The following is a 17,895-nucleotide window of genomic DNA, read 5'->3' as shown; positions in this document are numbered from 1 at the left end:
CCGCTACTGCCCGATCGTATCCATGTGCCTGCCGAGCTCTGCGCGCGACCGGATACCCAGCTTGCGGTACACCCGCGCCAGCGTGGCCTCGACGGTCTTCGCGCTGATGAAAAGCATGGCCGCCACATCGCGGTTCGTCATCCCCGACGCCGCCAGTTCGGCGACGCGTTGCTCGGCCGGAGTCAGGCCTTCCTGGGCCGTCCTGACGCGCGGCCGGGTGCCGGCAAGCTCCGCGCGCGCACGGTCGGCCCACAGCGGGGTGCCGAGTTCCTCGAACACGGCCAATGCCTCCCGCAACACGGCCGTCGCCTCGGCGCGTTCTCTGCGCAGCAACTGGCCGAGCAGCAACTGGGTGCGCGCCCGCTCGAACGGCATCGGCAGCCGGTCGTGCTCAACCAGCGCCGCTCGCGCGCTCTGCACGGCGGCGTCGGTGTCACCGCGGGCGGCCTGCACCATCGCGCGCCCGCGGGCGCCGACCGCCCGCATCCAGGCACGGTCGAGCCTGCGTCCGTTGCGCTCGAGCGCCTCGACAAGCGGTTCGGCCTCATCCGCTCGGCCGGTGGCGGTCAACGCCTGCACCGCGTCCGGCATGAACGACGCCGCGTTGATCTCGGTGGAGTCCGGTACGTACGCGGACAGCAACGGCTGCAGTGCGTCCACCGCGGCGCCGTAGTTGCCGAGTGAAACTTCGAGGAATCCGAGGGCCGTGAGCGCCCATCCCTCGTGCCACGCGGTGCCACTGCGTTTACTGGCGTCGATCGCGTCCACGACGGCCTGCCGGGCTTCGTCTTCAGAGCCGCCGTATACGGCGAGCCATGCCTGCAACACGAGGCTCAACATGGCCGGGAACTCGGCGTCGAGTTGTCTGGCCAGTTCCCTCACGTCGTCGGCCAGTCGCCTGGCTTCACCGAGATCTCCCCGCCAGATCCGATTCACCACGACGTAGAAGTCAACGAAGATCAGCTCGCCTTCTTCACCCCTGTCGGTGCAGCGTCGCTCGATGGCCTGCATGCGGTCATACGACGCATCGAGTTCGCCGATGCAGGCCAGAATCAGCGCGTGTTCGACGCTGGGCCGAAGCATGATCGGGGTGAACGAGTTGTGGTCCTCCAGCTCCAGCGCTCGCCGTAGGCTTTCGTCGTCTATGCCACCGCCGACGAAGAAGCGAATGGTCGCCCGTGCCCCGAGGGCCTCGCTGAGGAGGCCGGGGTGCCCGAGGCGTTCGGCGAGCACCACGGCTTTTTCGGCACACTGCCACGCGGTATCCGGCGCCCCGGTCATATACAGCGCGTATGCCAACGTGGTCGACATGCGAACCTGAAGCGGCACACCGGGATTGTCTTCGTCCAGCGCGCGCTGCAGTAACGCCGACGCCTCGAGGTAGCCGTCGTCGATGAACCGGACGACGGCCAACGCATACCGGGCCTCTGCTCGAAGCGGTCCGGCAGGCACGTCCGCAATGACCTTCTCGAGCAACACTCGTGCTCGCGCGGGTTCACCGGCGTCAAATGTGTTGATGGCCAGTTTGATTCGACGTTCGGGTGTATCGCCGCCGAGACCGATGGCCAGCTCGAGTAGCTCGGCGGCCGCCGCGGGTGCGCCACGTGCATGCGCCGAAGCCGCCGCATCGTCCAGCGCGGCGAAGGTCTCGGTGTCACCCGTTGTCGAGCCCAATGCCAAATGCCGTGCGCGCAGCTCCAATTCGTCGACGATCCCGGCGAGGCGACGATGCATCGATCGACGCTGCGTCGATGAGGCATCGGCGTATACGCCACTGGCCAGCAGGGGATGGGTGAACCTGATCCGGTTTCCTTCGATGGCGATGATGCCGTGGCGTTCCGACGTTTCCACGAGCTCGATCAGCCGATTTTGGTCGACGCCCACCGCCTCGCCGACCACCTCGACTGTCGGCGTGGCCAGGCATGCGGCAGCGAGTAGCACCTCCTGTGCCGCGGAGTCCAGGCCGCCTATCCTTACCCGCACCAACTCGGCCAGCGTGCTCGGCAGCGTCTCGCCGGCCTTCGCTACGAATGCGCGGGCCAATTCGATGGCATAGAACGGGTTTCCGGCCGACATCTGGTGGATGCGGGCCATGACTGGGCGCGGTATCGTTCGGCCCAGCTCGTCTTTGATGATGGTCTCCAGCGCCCGAGACGGCAACGGCTGCACAGTGATCCGGTGGACGGCATCAGGACGGGGAAGATGCAACCACGCGGTTGCGCCGCCGTTGTCGGGTTCGGTGCGGACGGTGGCAAGCAACCCCACCGGGCCAGACAGCCGACGCGCCGCGTATGCGATGACGTTGGCGGACGACGGGTCGAGCCACTGCAGGTCGTCGATCGCCACCAACACCGGTGCGCTGTCGGTCAGGCGATCGATGACCGAAAGGAACGCGGCGGCTACGGCCCGCTTGTCGGTGGTTGCTTCGGCCGCTTGTTCACGCACCAACATCCGGTCGATCGCGATGCGCTGAGGAGCCGGCAGGTCCGCCCAGATGCTCGCATCGACATCGGCCAACAGGTCGGCCAGCGACCCATACGCCAGAACAGACTCCGCATCGACCGCGCGCGCGGAGAGCACCACAAACCCGAGGGCGCGCGCCCGCGCCAGGCAGGCATGCAAGAGGGTGGTCTTGCCTATCCCTGCTTCACCGTCGAGCAACAGCGCCGCCGGCTCTTGCGCCGCGACGGTCAGGAACTCACCGAGAGCCTGTTGCTCGGCGGGGCGACTGGCCATGCCCGTGGTCATTGCCGCAAGGATGTCAGTTAACACCCGCGGTCGGTACCCGATTGCCTCGCTTGCTAGGCGTCGCCGTCGTTTACCTTCGCCATCGCCAACACATCCAGGCGTTTGTCGAGTTCCTCTTCCGACAGCTTGTCGCCGATCAGACCACGGTCGATCACCGTCTGGCGGATGGTCTTCTTCTCCTTGAGCGCCTGCTTGGCGACCGCGGCGGCTTCCTCGTAGCCGATCGCGGAGTTCAGCGGCGTCACGATCGATGGTGAGGATTCGGCGAGTTCACGCAGCCGCTCCTCGTTGGCGACCAGCCCGTCGATGCAGCGCTCGGCGAACAGCTTTGAGACGTTGGCCAGAATCTTGAACGACTCCAGCACGTTGCGGGCCATCATCGGGATGTAAACGTTCAGCTCGAACGCGCCGTTGCCTCCACCCCACACGATCGCCGCGTCGTTGCCGATCACCTGAGCTGCGACCTGCGTAACCGCTTCGGGGATAACAGGATTGACCTTGCCCGGCATGATCGAGCTGCCTGGCTGCAGGTCTGGCAGCTGGATTTCGCCAAGACCAGTCAGCGGTCCTGAGCCCATCCACCGGATGTCGTTGGCGATCTTGGTCAGCGACACTGCGATGGTGCGCAGCGCCCCGGACGCCTCGACCAGCCCGTCGCGCGCGGCCTGGGCCTCGAAATGGTTTGCGGCGACCCGCAATTCAGCAATACCCGTCTGGTCGGTCAACACGGCGACCACACGCTGGTCGAAATCGTCGGGGGCATTCAGGCCGGTGCCGACAGCCGTTCCGCCGATGGCAAGTTCGCCCAGTCGCGGCAGGGTGGCCTTGACCCTCTCTATGCCGGCTTCGACCTGCCGCGCGTAGCCGGAGAACTCCTGGCCCAGCGTCACGGGCACGGCATCCATCAGGTGCGTGCGACCCGACTTCACCGTCGTGCGCCATTGCCGAGCCTTGCCCGCCAGCGATTCGTGCAACACCTCGAGCGCCGGAATCAGATGGCGCACAGCTGCTTCCGTCGCCGCGATGTGGGTAGCGGTCGGGAAGGTGTCGTTGGACGACTGCGACATGTTGACGTCGTCGTTGGGATGCACGGTTACGCCGTTCTGCGCGGCGATGCCTGCGATCACCTCGTTGGTGTTCATGTTGGAGCTGGTGCCCGAACCGGTTTGGAACACGTCGATCGGGAACTGGTCGTCATGCAGGCCGTCAGCGATCTCACCCGCCGCCGCGATGATCGCGTCGGCCTTCTCGGCAGCCAGCAGCCCGAGATCCTTGTTCACTTGCGCGCAAGCGCCTTTGAGCAGTCCGAGCGCGCGGATCTGCGTGCGCTCCAGGCCGCGTCCCGAGATCGGGAAGTTCTCCACCGCCCGCTGGGTCTGCGCGCGCCACAGCGCGCTGACAGGCACCCGGACCTCGCCCATGGTGTCGTGCTCGATGCGGTACTCGACATCTTCCTTGGGGGACGAGTCGATGCTCATGTGGATCCTTTTCGGTCTGGTGGTTACGGGAGCGGATAGACGGCGCTGCTGTCGCCGGTGAAGTCGATGGCGGAGTATTCGTTGAGCTTGGACAGCCGGTGGTAGGCCTCGATCATCCGCACGGTGCCCGACTTCGACCGCATCACGATCGACTGCGTGGTGCAGCCACCGCCGTAGTAGTGCACGCCCTTGAGCAGGTCACCGTCGGTGACACCGGTGGCGCAGAAGAAGACGTTGTCCCCTGAGACCAGGTCTTCGGTGAACAGCACCTGGTCAAGGTCGTAGCCGCGGTCGAGGGCCTTCTGGCGTTCGTCGTCGTCCTTGGGCGCCAACTGGCCCTGGATGGCGCCGCCCATGCAGCGGATCGCGGCAGCGGCGATGATGCCCTCGGGCGTGCCGCCGATTCCGACGAGCAGGTCGGTGCTGGTGTTGGGCCGGCACGCCGAGATTGCGCCCGCGACGTCACCGTCGGAGATCAGCCGGCACCTGGCGCCCGCGGCGCGCACGTCGGCGATCAACTGCTCGTGCCGTGGCCGGTCCAGAATGCACACGGTCAGGTCGGACACCGACACGTTCTTGGCCTTGGCCACCTTGCGGATGTTCTCGCCGATCGGGGCGGTGATGTCGATGGCATCGACGGCATCGGGTCCGACGGCGATCTTGTTCATGTAGAACACCGCCGACGGGTCGTACATGGTGCCGCGCTCGGACACCGCGAGCACCGAGATCGCGTTGGAAAGGCCCTTGGCCATCAACGTCGTTCCGTCGATCGGGTCGACGGCGAAGTCGCATTCGGGACCGTCGCCGTTGCCGACGTCCTCGCCGTTGTACAGCATCGGAGCGTTGTCCTTCTCACCCTCGCCGATCACCACGACACCGCGCATGGACACCGAGTTGACGAGCTCACGCATGGCGTCGACGGCAGCGCCGTCGCCGCCTTCCTTGTCGCCGCGGCCTACCCAGCGGCCTGCGGCCATGGCGCCGGCCTCGGTGACTCGCACGAGTTCGAGGGCGAGGTTGCGATCAGGGGCTTCACCGCGCGCGGGGCTCATGGGTGCAGATTCTCCCATTGCCAGGTCGGAGTTTGGCAGCTGGGATACTGGCGGCCATGACGATGGAGCCACTACCGGCCCCCAAGCCCCCAAAGCCCCGGATCCTGCAGGACGGCCGGGACATGTTCTGGTCCATCGCACCCCTGGTGATCGCGTGCATCGTGCTGGCGGGCGTGCTCGGCATGTGCTCGTTTGCGCCGAACGGGCCCGGCAAAGGTCCGGCGCCCAACTACGACGCTCCCGCCGCGCTCCAGGCCGACGCCGAGGCCCTGAAGATCCCGATCCGGGTACCGAAGCTGCCCGACGGCTGGCACGCCAACTCCGGCAGCCGCAAAGGTATCGACGGCGGTCGCACCGACCCGGTCTCGCGCCAGCAGGTCCGTGCCGTCAGCTCCACCGTGGGATACCTGACCCCGAGCGGGATGTACCTCAGCTTGACGCAGAGCAACGCCGATGAGGACAAGCTGATCGCCTCACTGAACACCGACGTTTATCCGACCGGGGCACAGGACGTCGACGGCGTGAAGTGGGTGGTGTACGAGGGCGCCGAGGGGTCCGGCCAGGACGGCAAGCGGGCTGAGCCGGTGTGGACCACCCGGCTGAACGGTCAGGGCGGCCCGGCGCAGATCGCCATAACGGGCGCCGCGGGTACCGGCGAGTACCGTACGCTGGCTGCGGCGACGCAGACCCAGTCGCCACTGCCCGCCAAATAGGAGAATCGATGACCGCGCCGGACCCCAATGTCGCCGGCCAGGCGGCCCCGGAAGCCGACTTGACCGGTTGGACCGCCTCGCCGTTCTCGGCTGCCGGTTTCACCTATGACGTCTACCGCAAAGGCGAAGGCCCCGGCGTGGTGTTGATTCCCGAGATGCCCGGTATTCATCCAGGAGTACTGGCACTGGGTAATCACTTGGTGGACAACGGATTCACCGTCGCGTCGCCGTCGCTGTACGGCACGCCCGGCGCCCCTGGTGTCCGCCCCGGTGCGGTGCCGGTGATGCTGCGCGGTTGTGTGGCAAAGGAATTCGCGGCGTTCGCCACCAACGCTGACCGTCCGGTCGCGCACTACCTGCGTGCGTTGGCCCGCGATCTGAACGAGAAGACGCCGGGTAAGGGGGTCGGCGTGATCGGCCAGTGCTGGAGCGGCGGTTTCGCGCTCGCGGCCGCCGTCGACGACAGCGTGCTGGCACCCGTTTTGAGCCAGCCGTCGCTGCCGATCGGGTTGACGGCCAAACATCGACGCGACCCAGGCTTGTCCGAGGCCGAGTTGAAGGTCATCGAGCAGCGGGCGGCCAACGACGGATTGTGCGCACTGGGCCTGCGTTTCAGCGAAGACCCGCTTTCGCCGGGCGCGCGCTTCAAGACGTTGAAAGATCGGCTCGGCGATGCGTTCGAGGTTATCGAGATCGATTCCAAGAAGGGCAACGAGCACGGTTTCGGCAAGATGGCCCACTCGGTGTTGACGCTGGAGGTCCGCGAGGTCGACCTGCATCCGGCCTACGAGGCGCGTAAGCGGGTCGTCCAATTCCTCAAGGAGCGACTGGCTTAGCGGGCGTCTGCACCGGCGCCTTGGCCTTGCCGAGGCGCGCGAACCAGCCGGGAAGCCTTCGCTGCTTTGGTTTTTCGTCCTCATCGGGGTCATCCATCGGTACGCCCTTGTACACGGCGAGGTAGACGCTGATCGTGGTGACGATGACGATCATCAACACCGGGCCGATCACGATGCCCCACGCGCCGAACATGGCGATGCCGGAGAACACCGCGAGCAGCATCAGCGCCGAGTCGAGGCGCGCGGTCCGCGGCACCAGGATCGGTCGCAAGAAGTTGTCGATGTTCGTCACCACGATGAGATGGAAGAGGATCACGAAGGCACCGCCGAATACGTTGCCGAACAAGATCATTCCGATTCCGAACGGGATCGTCACAATGCCGCTGCCGAGCGGTATCACCGATAGCGCCGACAGCAGCACCGCGAAAAGGAAGAAGCCTTGGTGGAAGCCTGCGATGTAAATGGAGGCCGCGCCTGCGACGCCCTGACAGATGGCGATGACGAACTGGCCCATCACGGTGCCCTTCACCATCGCGCCCATCTTCGACATGTAGAGGTCGGTGATCTCCTCGCCGAGCGGGTTGAGTCGACGGATCAGCATGAGCACCTTGTCGCGGTTGGTCAACAGCGACAAGAACACGTAGAGAAACAGGATCGCCGCCGTCACACCGCCGAACACGCTGCCTGCCGCACCCTGCAGCAGACCCAGCAGCCACTCACCGGCCTTCTGCGCCGCGGTCGCCATCGACCCCCGCAGCGAGTCGGGCGTGACGTCGACATTGATGAACGGCACCTTGTCCAGCACGTCGTTGACGAAGCGCAGCGCCTGATCGCCGAGGGTCGACAGGTCGGTGCGGCCCACCCACTCCGCCACCCGTTCGACCATGTTCGTGATCTGCACGACGGCGAGCATCACGAACAGCCCCATGGGCACCACCACCGACGCGATCGCCGCCAACAAGGTCAGCGTCGCCGACAAGCCGGTGCCGAAGCGCTTGTTGAGCCGGTCGAACAACGGCGTGAACAGGTAGGCGGCGACGGCCGCGACGACGATCAGAATGAAGTAGCCGCGCAGGAAGTAGGCGCCGAACAGCAGCGCGATCACGGTCGCAACGGCCAGTGCACGCCTTTGTGTCAGCGTGAACTCGGTGTCCATGGCCGTGACGCTAGCCCAGCTGGGAACGTGCTGTGGCCTGGCTGGCGCGCTGGCGTTCGATGAACCCGATCGAAACGCGGTTCATCAGAGTCGGCGCGAGTCGGGCGAAAAGCCACTGAGCGTGTGCCAGTCGCGGCTTCACCAGGATCGCCTTGTTCTTCTCGATGGCGCGCAACGTGTCTCGCGCGAGCCGGTCGGGGTCGTAGGCGGTCTTCACGCCTTGGCCCTCGAGAAAGTAGTTGCGCCCGACGAATCCGCCGATTGCGCCCTTGTCGAGGATCGGAGTCTCGACGGCTGACGGGCACACCACCAAAACGCCGACGCCGCGACTGACGGCTTCGGAGCGAAGGGACATCGACAGCCCGACGACGGCGTGCTTGGTGGTGACGTAGCTGGTGATCTGCCCTGCCGCGGTCAGCCCCGCCATCGAAGCGGTGTTGATGATGTGGCCGTGGCCTTGTTGGACCATCAGCGGGTAGGCCGCCGCGACGCCGTGCACGACGCCTCGGATGTTGACGTCGATGATCGCGTTCCACTGGTCGAGCGTCAGCAGTTCGGTGTCGCCGCCCCACACGATGCCTGCGTTGTTGAACATCAGGTCGAGCCGTCCGGCGCGATCCACCACGTCGTCGACGACGGCCTGCACTGCGGCCGCGTCGGTCACGTCGACTCGCGCGGAGCGGGCGTTGCCGCCGAGCGCCGCGGCAGTGCGTTCGGCGGCGTCACCGTCGATATCGGTGCAGACGACAGTGGCGCCCGCATTGACCAGCGCGCGGCACAGCGCTGCACCGATGCCCGATCCGGCGCCGGTGACGATCGCGTTTTTACCCGCGAAACTCATTGCGGCGCCTCCGCCAGTTTCATCACATGGCCCAGGATGTCGGGGTAGCGCTTGAGGTGCGCGCCGCCGTTGAGGTCGAGCACTTCTCCGGTCAGCCACGACGACGCTGGCGAGCACAGGTACAGCACGGCGCCCGCGATGTCCTCCGGCGTGCCTGCCCGGCCCAGCGCGGTGTTCTCGACGTACTCCTCGATCACGCCGGGGATGGCGGCTGCCGGCTCGGTGAGAGGGGTGTGGACGAAGCCGGGCGCGACGGCGTTGACGCGGATGCCGCGCGGGCCGAGCTCGAGTGCGGCGACCTGAGTGAGCATCGAAAGCCCGGCCTTGGCAGCGCAGTACGCGCTCATGCCCGCTGCGGGTTGACGGCCGTTGAGCGAGCTGATCGAAACCAGCACACCGCCGGAGCGCAACGTGCGCCCCGCGTGCTTGGCGACGATGAACGCCCCGGTGAGGCAGACGTCGATGACGTCGCGGAACTGGTCGACGGGCATGTCGGTGATCAGCCCGACGTTGGAGAACCCGGCGGTGTTGACGACGACATCGACCGGTCCGGTCTGTTCGAACAGCCGCTGTACGGAGCCCTCGTCGGTGACGTCGACGGCTGCGCCGGTGTGCGGATCGCCGAGTTCTGCGGCCCGGCTGCGCGCGCCGTCGGCGTTGAGGTCGGCGATGGTGACCCGGTCTTGTTGGGCTGCCAGCGCCTGCGCCGTCGCCCAGCCGATTCCGGACGCTCCGCCGATCACGATGGCGCTGCGCTGATTACCGTTGCTCATGCCGGACGGCCCTTCGACGGTGAACTAGAACGCGTTCTAACTTAGCGCTAGGGCAGACTGCCAATGTGACCGAATTGAAGATGTCCGATTCGATTTCTGTTGCCCTGACACCCGATGAGTTGTATGCGTTGGTGTCCGACGTGACCCGGATGGGTGAGTGGAGTCCGGTCTGCAAGGCGTGCTGGTGGGACGACGGCGCGGGCCCGGAAGTCGGTGCCTGGTTCACCGGCCGCAACGAGCTTCCGGAGCGCACCTGGGAGACCCGCAGCCAGGTGGTCGTCGCGGACCCCGGCCGTGAGTTCGCGTGGGAGGTCAACAACGGCTGGGTGCGGTGGGGATTCACCTTCGCACCCGAGGACGGCGGCACCCGGCTCACCGAACATTGGGAGTTCCTGCCCGCAGGCATCGCCGGCTTCCACGAGCGTTGGGGCGAGCACGCCGACGCGCACATCGAGCATCGTCGCGAACTCGCCAGGACAGGCATCCCCGCCACGCTCGCCGCGATCAAGAAGACCGCGGAAGCCTGACTTCTGGGCGCGGCGAAAAACAACCTCAGCGCTTGACGCAGCGAAAGCCGATGTGGCTCATGCCCGTATCGACGGGTTGCGGTCGCCGCGCCGCCGGACGATAGCGCAGGCAGTAGTTGTCGGCGCACAGGAACGACCCACCCTTCACGACCTTGCGCGGCACCTGGAACTGCGGCTGGCGCTGGTCGTAACTGCCTGCCTCGCAACAAGGATCGCCTTCGTGCGAGTCGGCGTACCAGTCCGTCGTCCACTCCCACACGTTGCCTGCCATATCCGCCAACCCGTAGCCGTTCGGCGGGAATCTGCCGACGGGCGTGGTGCGGCCATACCCACGATCGGGCCGCCACGGGAATTCGCCGTGCCAGTAGTTGGCCATCGGCTGGTCTGGCTGTTCCGGCTCGTCGCCCCAGGTGTAAGTCGCGCCGTCGAGACCGCCGCGCGCGGCCGTTTCCCATTCGGCTTCGGTGGGTAACGCCAGCCCCGCCCACGCCGCGTATGCCTCCGCGTCTTCGAAGGCGACGTGCACGACGGGGTGATCGGCGCGCTTGTCGATCGACGAGTTCGGGCCGACCGGATGCCGCCACGACGCTCCCGGCGTCCACGTCCACCACAGATTCAGGTGCCGCAGGTCGACCGGTCCGTTCGTGCGGGTGAACACCATCGACCCCGGTTGCAGGTTCTCGGCAGGTGCGCCGGGATAGTCGGCCGGGTTCAGCGGCCGCTCCGCGACCGTGAGATAGCCAGTGGCGGCAACGAATTCGGCGAACTCGGTGTTGGTCACCGGGTGGGTGTGGATCCAGAAGCCGTCGACGCTGACCGCCCGCGCAGGCCTCTCCTCGTCGTAATGTCGATCGGATCCCAGCACCGATGTCTGCGGTGGGATCCACACCAGTTCGTTAATCACCGAAGACGGTCGTCCAGTCGTTGCACACACTGACCACGGTCCAGTCGTCCTTGCTCGCCTGCTCAAGGGCTTTCTCCGCGCCGGCGGTGTAGTCGAATTCGCGATCGGCATCGTCGTGCAGCACAAGCAGCCGCAGACCGCGGGTGAACTCCAGCATTTCGATGTCGCCGTCCGAATTGCCAGCGGCAAGAATAGGTCTGCGCCCGATCCGGCTCCACAGTCGCACCGGCTTCATCGGCCCGTCATCGAGGAATTCCGGCTGCGCCGTCGTATACAGATGACCGTCCTGATAAATCAATCCCACCGAGCTGCCGACCACGCGTTCGGGCGGAATCCCGTACAGCGCAGCGGTAATCGGCCGCATGAAGTCCCGACCCCCACCGGACACGATATAGTTCGTGAAGCTGTGCGCTTCCAGGTAGCGCAACAGTTCGACCATCGGCCGATATCCACAGGACGCATAGGATCGCTTGAGTGTCGGATGCTTGGCGTCGGCGAAGAAGTTTTCGACGCGACGGCGGTGCTCCTCGACAGTGATCGCTTCGTGTGCGGTGAGCACGGCCCCCATCAGCGTCGTGATGTCGGCGTCATCGCCCTGATAGTGCTTGGTGACGGCGTCGGCCAGCCACTTCAAGTTCCCCTCGAAGGCCGACTTGTACGGTTGCTTGTCCCGCAGTGACGGATCGGCCTTCGCCTGTTCGGCGAATCTGCGCACGAGGAAGTCGAGCTGTATGTACATCGGTTTCTCACACCACAGCGTGCCGTCGTTGTCGAAGACCGCGACACGCTGTTGGGGCTCAACGTAATCCGGTCCGCCGTGGGTGGTCACGCGGTCTACGAAGTCGACAATCGCCGCCTTCGCAGACCCGTCTTGCCATGACTCCAGCACGCTCACCCGCCGCGGGAGGAAAGGAACTTGTTGAGCTCTTCGACCGCGTGGTTGATGGTGAACGACGACGGCTCTTGACGCGGTGGGAACTCCTTGAACGTCTCGAGGAACTGGGTGGCGATCGCCGATCCGAAGAGGACCAAGTAGATACGGTCGATCATCCAGTCCCAGTAGGTGTTCGACGTGATGTCCGCGCGTTCGTACGGGTCCGTGCGCAGATTGAACAATTTCGGCGCCCGCAGTGGCGTGAACGGCTCGAACCAGATCTGCAGCGTGCCCTGGCACCGCTGCTCCATGAAAACGACCTTCCAGTTCTCGGCCCTGATTCCCAGCACGTCGCAGTCGTCGGAGAAGTAAATCATGCCGCGGCGTGGGCTCTTGTCCACCTCACCGGTGAGATAGGGCAATAGGTTGTACCCGTCGATGTGAACCTTGTAGGTCATGTCACCGACGGTGTGGCCGGCCTTCAGCTTGTCGATGATGCCCGGATCCCCTGCTGCGGCAAGGAAAGTCGGTAGCCAATCATGATGCTGGACGATCTCGTTGGAGACACTGCGGGGCTTGATCTTTCCCGGCCAGCGGATCATCTCGGGAACACGGAAGGCCCCTTCCCAGTTGGTGGCCTTCTCGCTTCGGAACGGGGTCGTGGCGCCGTCCGGCCAGCTGTTGGCGTGCGGGCCGTTGTCGGTGCTGTAGATGACGATCGTGTCCTCGGCAATGCCCAGCTCATCCACCAGGTCGAGCAGTTGGCCGACGTTGCGGTCGTGGTCGATCATGGTGTCGTGGTACGGCGACTGCCAACGGCCCGCCTGGCCAAGGCTCTCCGGCTTGGTGTGCGTCCGGAAGTGCATGTGCGTCATGTTCATCCAGACGAAGAACGGAGTGCCGGCCTCATGCTGGCGCCGGATGAAATCGGTGCACGCACCGGTGGTTTCGTCGTCGATGGTCTCCATCCGCTTCTTGGTCAGCGGCCCGGTGTCCTCGATGCGCTGCTTGCCGACGGGTCCGTATCTCTCGTCGACTTCGCCGGAGTCCTCGTCGGTGGCCCAGGAGTGGATGACGCCACGCGGCAGCAGCGCCCGGCGCAGTAACGGTGCTTCTTCCTCGGTGGGGTAGTCGGGGTTCTCGGGCTCTTCTTCGGCGTTGAGGTGATAGAGGTTGCCGAAGAACTCGTCGAACCCGTGCGCGGTCGGCAGATACTTGTTCAGGTCCCCGAGGTGGTTCTTGCCGAACTGGCCGGTGGCGTAACCCAGCGGTTTGAGCAACTCGGCGATCGTCGGGTCCTCTTTCTGCAGCCCAACGTCGACCCCTGGCATGCCCACCTTGCTCATGCCGGTGCGGTAGACGCTCTGCCCGGTGATGAACGACGACCGCCCTGCGGTGCAACTTTGTTCACCGTAGGAATCGGTGAACAGCATCCCCTCATCGGCGATGCGATCGATGTTGGGGGTGAAGTAGCCCATCATGCCGCGGCTGTAGCAGCTCAGGTTACTGATGCCTATGTCGTCGCCCCAGATGACGAGAATGTTCGGCTTTTCGTTCGGCACGGCTGCTCCTTGACCAATTGACGATTAGGTCGAAGCCTAGGGGCGCAGTGCGGCAGTGATCGGGTATTCGGCCAACGGTTCACCGATTCGTGAGCTCTCGGACCAGCGTCGGGTACCGGGCGCGGTCGGGCCGGAAGATGTCGTGGGGGGAGTCGTGGAACTCGTGCAGTTCCGCCGACGGAAACAACCGCCGATAGCGCGCCCATGCGGCGTCATCGATCAAAGGGCTGTTGGGGCTGCGCACCACCAGCATCGGCGGCCGCAGCGCCGACAACTCTTCCCAATACGACCGACCCCGCGCCGCGCGGAACGTCTTGACCGCCGCCTCGTAGTCGAGCCGGTCGCGAACCGGCGAACCGCGCCACCGGCCGTCCAGCAGGCGACGCATATGCGGCTCGGGCAACACGATTTCCGCTGGCACGTAATCGCCGATCGAGAGCGACAGCACGCGATCCGGGTGCGCCAGCGCCCACGCGATCGCATACGTCGTGCCGCGGGAGAACGTCATGAGGTGCACCGGTCCGTCCGCGACCGCGTCCACAACCGCACCGACATCCGCACTGAGCGCCCCGAGGTCATACCCGGTTTCAGGCGCGTCGCTTCGGCCGTGCCCGCGCAGCTCCACCACGACCGTTCGCCGCCCGAGCAGTGGCAGGATCTCGACGTAGTCGTCCGCGAGATCGGTCACCCCCGGGACGAAGACGATCGGCGCACCGCGATCGTCGCCGCCAGAGTCGAGGTAGTGAATGCGGGTGTCGCCGTTGGTGGCAAAGCGGGAACGCGGCACTGGACCACGATGCCGTCTCGCGGTCGGCCAGTGTGCGGTTTCGGTGCAAAGCATGCCTGAGAGGCGCACCCTGGTAACCGGACGGTGATGGCAGGGGAAGACCATGTATGACAAGGATTTGAGCAACAAGTGGCGCGTCGAGATCGACTTCGACGAGGACGAGACGCACACGCATGCGACGGTGCACGCCCAGTGCGGCGACGGTAAGACCGTGACCACGCTGGGGGACGCTTACCGCAACCCGAAAGACTCGGCTGCGCCGATGATCGGCGAGGAGATCGCGGCCGCGCGCGGGCTCATCGCACTGGGCACCGAGCTGTTGCATCGGGCGTCATCGCAAATCGAACAGGTCACGCAACAGCCGGTGCATCTGTATCGCTGACCCGCGACAGCAGCGCGTAGTGGCTGCAGATCAGCCCTCCAGCGGAGATGCCGTCATCACGCCGACCGCCGGCTCGTGGACCTCACCCTTCATCTGGTGGAACAGGTCGACGTAATACGGCAGGCACTCCGCCATGGCCTGCTCGGTGGTGAACAGCGGCTGATAGCCCAGGTCGCGCTGCGCCTTGGCGATCGAGAAGTAGTTGTCCAGGTAAAGCCGTTCCACCCCAAGGGGTTCCAGCAGCGGCTTGGGCAGGCCGAACCGGAAGTGGAACCACTGCCACACCGTCATCACGGCTTTGACCAGTCGCCCCGGCACCCAGATCTTCGGCCACGGCTGGCCGCATGCCTCGACCACCGGCTGGGAGAACTCGAACATGTTGATCGGTTCGCCGTCGTTGATGAAGTACGCCTGGCCTGGCGCCGTTCCGCCGGGCACCAGATGCTCGGCGGCAAGGATGAATCCGTGAATCAGGTTGTGTACGTAGGAGTTATCGAGCTTGACCTTCTTGCTGCCGACCAGCACCTTGACGTGGCCTGCGAGCACGTTCTCGAACACCTTGCGGAACATCGTCTGATCGCCGCGGCCCCAGATGCCGCTGGGCCGGATCGAGCACGTCAACAACCCGTCAACGCCGTTCTGCGAAAGGACGAATTGCTCCGCGGCGACCTTCGTCTCGGTGTAGAGGTCGTTGAAGCGTTTGGTATAGGGCAGCGTTTCGTCTCCGCCGGAGATCCGCTGCCCGCCCATCACCACGCTGTTGGAGGCGGTGTAGACGAACCGCTTGGTGCCTGCGGCCTGCGCGGCGTGCACCAGGTTCTTGGTGCCCTCGACGTTGACCGCGAAGCTGCGCTTGCGGTACTCCTCGGTGACCGACCCGCCGCCCATCAGATCGATGATCGCCGCGGTGTGGATCACGGTGTCGGTGTCCTTGACGGCGGCGGCCACCGTCGCGGCATCACAGATATCGCCCTCGAGGACCTCGAGCCGCGGATGCGCGGCGAGAGGGGAGGGAACTCGGTCGAACGAGCGGACGTGGTGTCCTCGGTCCAGCAGTTCGGTCACCAGGTTGGCGCCGACGAAGCCGGAGCCTCCGGTCACGAGCACGCGGCCCAGTTCGGTGGTCAGCGTTGAATCACCCATGCCGGAGAGCATAAATGAAACGTGTTACAGTTTCGAGTCCTCGCGCGAAAAATTGTTCCGAACTCAAGCGTCGTCGGCGTCCTTCGAGGCCAGTGCATCCGCCACCCGCTTGCGCGCGCCAGCTAAGTGCTCTTCACAGCGTTTAGCGAGCTCTTCGCCTCTTTCCCAGAGTTTCAGCGATGCCTCTAGATCCAGGCCGCCCTGTTCCAGTTGCTGCACGACGGCGATCAGTTCGTCGCGCGCATCTTCGTACCCCAGCTGACTAATAGGCTTCATTCAATGCCCCTCGCTGCCCTCGCTCGTTGCGATGACCGCCCCGTCGGCGACCCGCACCCGCAGCCGCGTCCCCGCGGGCGCATCGGCTGTCGTGCGCAGGATCGTGCCCGCCGCCGTCTGCACGACGGCGTACCCGCGGTCCAGTGTGGCCGCCGGCCCCAGTGTGGTGAGCCGCGCCGACAGATGGCCGATCCGGTCGGATTCGGCGGCCACCAGCCGGTTGATATCGCGTCGGATGCAGTTCCTGGCTCGCTGGATCTCGTCGGCGCGCGCGGTGAGCGCGGCCAGCGGCTGGGCCAGCACCGGCCTGCTGCGCAGCTGGGAAACCACATGCTCTTCGCGGTGCACCCAGTTGCGCAGCGCGCGGCCACAGCGCCGGCGTAGGTCGGTGATCAACGCCTGCTCGGCGGCGGCGTCCGGGACGATCCGCTTCGCCGCATCGGTCGGCGTGGCCGCGCGAACATCGGCGACCAGGTCGCACAGCGGGTTGTCGGGTTCGTGGCCGACCGCGCTGACGACGGGCGTGGTGCACGCCGCTATCGCGCGGCACAGCGTCTCGTCGGAGAACGGCAGCAGGTCCTCGACGCTGCCGCCGCCGCGGGCGAGGACGATCACGTCGACGGCTTCGTCGCGGTCAAGGTCGCCAAGCGCCTCGACGATCTGTGGGACGGCGTTGGGGCCCTGCACCACGGTGTTGCGCACCTCGAATCGCACGGCGGGCCAGCGGCCCGTCGCTACGGTCATCACGTCACGCTCGGCGGCCGATGCGCGACCGGTGATCAGCCCGATGGTCGAAGGCAGGAACGGCAGCGGTCGCTTCAGCCGCGGATCGAACAGCCCCTCGGCATGCAGCAGTTGACGTAGCCGGTCGATTCGGGCGAGCAGCTCGCCGACGCCGACCGCGCGAATCTGGTTGACCCGCAACGAGAATGTGCCGCGGCCGACGAAGAAATTCGGCCTGCCGAGCATGATCACCTGGGTGCCCTCGGCGAGCTTCACCGGTGCGTTGTGAACCAGCTCCCGCGGACAGGTGATCTGCAGGGACATGTCCGCGGCGGGGTCGCGCAGCGTGATGTAGGCGGTGCTGGAGTTCGGGCGCACGTTCATCTGCGCGATCTGACCCTCGACCCACACGGTGCCCAGCCGGTCGATCCAGCCCTTGACCATCATCGCGACGGTGCGGACCGGATACGGATTGTCCGCGGAGTTGGGTTGCTCCTGCGCTGTCACTTGGCGGTCGCGCGGGTGATCCTGTTGGACAGCAGGGTCTGAAACGGGGCGCGCGACTTGGTGGCGTCCTCGTAGGCGAGCAGCGCCTCGAGATCGGCAACCCGCAGCGAGCTCAGGCGGGCCCGCAGCTGGGCCAGCGTGAGCGACTCGTAATCGAGCTCGGTGACGATTTCGGGCGTATCGGCCTGCGCTGAGTTCGTCCCGCTGTCGGCCTTGGCCCGTGTGTCGGCGGTCTCCGGCTCGCCGCCGGTGAACAGCGCGAAGCGGCCCTCGGTCAGCCGTTCGCCGTCACCGCTCGGCGCTTGCTCGCCCTGTTCGAGATCCTCGTCGAACGTCGCCCACTCCGGTTGCTCATCCTTGGGCGGAAACAGCTGCTCGAGCGTCTCGTCGCCCTTGATGACCAGATCAGCGACGTCCTGCTGCATCTTCATCACGAGGTGGGCAACCTGACTGGCGACGGTCATCGGGTACATCAGGATGGTCTGCGGAAGCTTGCGGGTTTCCTCGAGGGCGGTCACCGCCGCACCTACCAGCAGGCGGACCCCATACGGTGCAGTTGCCATGGCCCCCAGCGTACGGCTGGCCTCCCGCGGGCGCGGGTCAGTACCCTTGG

At 65.8% G+C, this 17,895-nt stretch carries 18 protein-coding genes; 4 read left to right on the top strand and 14 right to left on the bottom strand.

Going from position 1 to position 17,895, the window contains the following annotated elements:
* Positions 1–3: 3 nt before the first annotated feature.
* Genes GGC64_RS33155 through glpX form a run of 3 tightly spaced genes read right to left on the bottom strand, consistent with a single transcriptional unit; the run spans position 4 to position 5,296 of the window.
* A complete protein-coding gene (locus GGC64_RS33155) occupies positions 4–2,748 on the bottom strand; it encodes an AAA family ATPase (protein ID WP_192726841.1) in 2,745 nt (914 codons plus the stop codon).
* A gap of 53 nt (positions 2,749–2,801) precedes the next feature.
* Positions 2,802–4,226 carry a class II fumarate hydratase gene (locus tag GGC64_RS33150; protein WP_192726840.1) on the bottom strand — a complete coding sequence of 475 codons (1,425 nt, stop codon included), beginning with the start codon at positions 4,224–4,226 and terminating at the stop codon, positions 2,802–2,804.
* A gap of 23 nt (positions 4,227–4,249) precedes the next feature.
* On the bottom strand, positions 4,250–5,296 hold the full coding sequence (gene glpX / locus GGC64_RS33145) for a class II fructose-bisphosphatase (RefSeq protein ID WP_225952762.1): 1,047 nt from the start codon (positions 5,294–5,296) through the stop codon (positions 4,250–4,252).
* Between the two features lie 38 nt (positions 5,297–5,334).
* On the opposite strand from glpX, the gene GGC64_RS33140 reads away from it, so the two are divergent.
* Entirely contained in the window at positions 5,335–5,991 is a 657-nt protein-coding gene (locus GGC64_RS33140; RefSeq protein WP_192726838.1) for a DUF4245 domain-containing protein, read from the top strand.
* An 8-nt stretch (positions 5,992–5,999) separates the two neighbouring features.
* Positions 6,000–6,827: a dienelactone hydrolase family protein gene (locus GGC64_RS33135; RefSeq protein WP_192726837.1), complete on the top strand. Its 828-nt coding sequence runs from the start codon at positions 6,000–6,002 to the stop codon at positions 6,825–6,827.
* On the opposite strand, the gene GGC64_RS33130 is transcribed toward GGC64_RS33135, so the two are convergent.
* From GGC64_RS33130 to GGC64_RS33120, 3 genes are read right to left on the bottom strand one after another with little or no spacing between them, the layout of a single operon-like run.
* Positions 6,808–7,983 carry an AI-2E family transporter gene (locus GGC64_RS33130; protein WP_192726836.1) on the bottom strand — a complete coding sequence of 392 codons (1,176 nt, stop codon included), beginning with the start codon at positions 7,981–7,983 and terminating at the stop codon, positions 6,808–6,810. The genes GGC64_RS33135 and GGC64_RS33130 overlap by 20 nt on opposite strands.
* A 10-nt stretch (positions 7,984–7,993) precedes the next feature.
* Positions 7,994–8,824 (bottom strand): SDR family oxidoreductase, encoded by an 831-nt coding sequence (locus GGC64_RS33125; protein ID WP_192726835.1) that lies wholly within the window; start codon positions 8,822–8,824, stop codon positions 7,994–7,996.
* Positions 8,821–9,597 carry an SDR family NAD(P)-dependent oxidoreductase gene (locus GGC64_RS33120; RefSeq protein WP_192726834.1) on the bottom strand — a complete coding sequence of 259 codons (777 nt, stop codon included), beginning with the start codon at positions 9,595–9,597 and terminating at the stop codon, positions 8,821–8,823. Before GGC64_RS33120 ends, GGC64_RS33125 begins: the two co-directional genes overlap by 4 nt.
* Positions 9,598–9,677: 80 nt before the next feature.
* Between GGC64_RS33120 and GGC64_RS33115 the strand changes: the two genes are divergently transcribed.
* On the top strand, positions 9,678–10,124 hold the full coding sequence (locus tag GGC64_RS33115) for an SRPBCC family protein (protein WP_192727015.1): 447 nt from the start codon (positions 9,678–9,680) through the stop codon (positions 10,122–10,124).
* A 25-nt stretch (positions 10,125–10,149) separates the two neighbouring features.
* On the opposite strand, the gene GGC64_RS33110 is transcribed toward GGC64_RS33115, so the two are convergent.
* The 4 genes from GGC64_RS33110 to GGC64_RS33095 form a co-directional block, all read right to left on the bottom strand.
* The gene (locus tag GGC64_RS33110; RefSeq protein ID WP_192726833.1) at positions 10,150–11,028 is read right to left on the bottom strand and encodes a formylglycine-generating enzyme family protein; all 879 of its coding nucleotides are present in this window, start codon (positions 11,026–11,028) and stop codon (positions 10,150–10,152) included.
* A complete protein-coding gene (locus tag GGC64_RS33105; protein WP_192727014.1) occupies positions 11,021–11,917 on the bottom strand; it encodes an HAD family hydrolase in 897 nt (298 codons plus the stop codon). The genes GGC64_RS33110 and GGC64_RS33105 overlap by 8 nt, the downstream gene beginning before the upstream one ends.
* Positions 11,918–11,919: 2 nt before the next feature.
* Positions 11,920–13,464 (bottom strand): arylsulfatase, encoded by a 1,545-nt coding sequence (locus tag GGC64_RS33100; RefSeq protein WP_192726832.1) that lies wholly within the window; start codon positions 13,462–13,464, stop codon positions 11,920–11,922.
* Positions 13,465–13,543: 79 nt separating this feature from the next.
* Positions 13,544–14,251, bottom strand: a complete 708-nt coding sequence (locus GGC64_RS33095) for an alpha/beta fold hydrolase (protein WP_370582471.1) — start codon at positions 14,249–14,251, stop codon at positions 13,544–13,546.
* A gap of 103 nt (positions 14,252–14,354) precedes the next feature.
* Between GGC64_RS33095 and GGC64_RS33090 the strand changes: the two genes are divergently transcribed.
* Positions 14,355–14,633, top strand: coding sequence for a DUF1876 domain-containing protein (locus tag GGC64_RS33090; protein ID WP_192726830.1), 279 nt, complete (start codon positions 14,355–14,357; stop codon positions 14,631–14,633).
* Between the two features lie 30 nt (positions 14,634–14,663).
* Here the strand turns inward: GGC64_RS33090 and GGC64_RS33085 are convergent, their stop codons facing one another.
* The 4 genes from GGC64_RS33085 to GGC64_RS33070 are packed head-to-tail and all read right to left on the bottom strand — an operon-like array spanning position 14,664 to position 17,845.
* Positions 14,664–15,788, bottom strand: a complete 1,125-nt coding sequence (locus tag GGC64_RS33085) for an NAD-dependent epimerase/dehydratase family protein (protein ID WP_192726829.1) — start codon at positions 15,786–15,788, stop codon at positions 14,664–14,666.
* 51 nt (positions 15,789–15,839) lie between these two features.
* Positions 15,840–16,052 carry an exodeoxyribonuclease VII small subunit gene (locus GGC64_RS33080; RefSeq protein WP_192726828.1) on the bottom strand — a complete coding sequence of 71 codons (213 nt, stop codon included), beginning with the start codon at positions 16,050–16,052 and terminating at the stop codon, positions 15,840–15,842.
* A complete protein-coding gene (xseA, locus tag GGC64_RS33075; RefSeq protein WP_192726827.1) occupies positions 16,053–17,282 on the bottom strand; it encodes an exodeoxyribonuclease VII large subunit in 1,230 nt (409 codons plus the stop codon).
* On the bottom strand, positions 17,279–17,845 hold the full coding sequence (locus GGC64_RS33070; RefSeq protein WP_192726826.1) for a lipid droplet-associated protein: 567 nt from the start codon (positions 17,843–17,845) through the stop codon (positions 17,279–17,281). Before GGC64_RS33070 ends, xseA begins: the two co-directional genes overlap by 4 nt.
* Between the last annotated feature and the right edge of the window lie 50 nt (positions 17,846–17,895).

The sequence above is a fragment of the Mycobacterium sp. OAS707 genome, assembly GCF_014873705.1.
Lineage (GTDB): Bacteria > Actinomycetota > Actinomycetes > Mycobacteriales > Mycobacteriaceae > Mycobacterium.
Note: the sequence above shows the minus strand (reverse complement) of the source record. Positions and strands in the feature narration are given on the sequence as shown.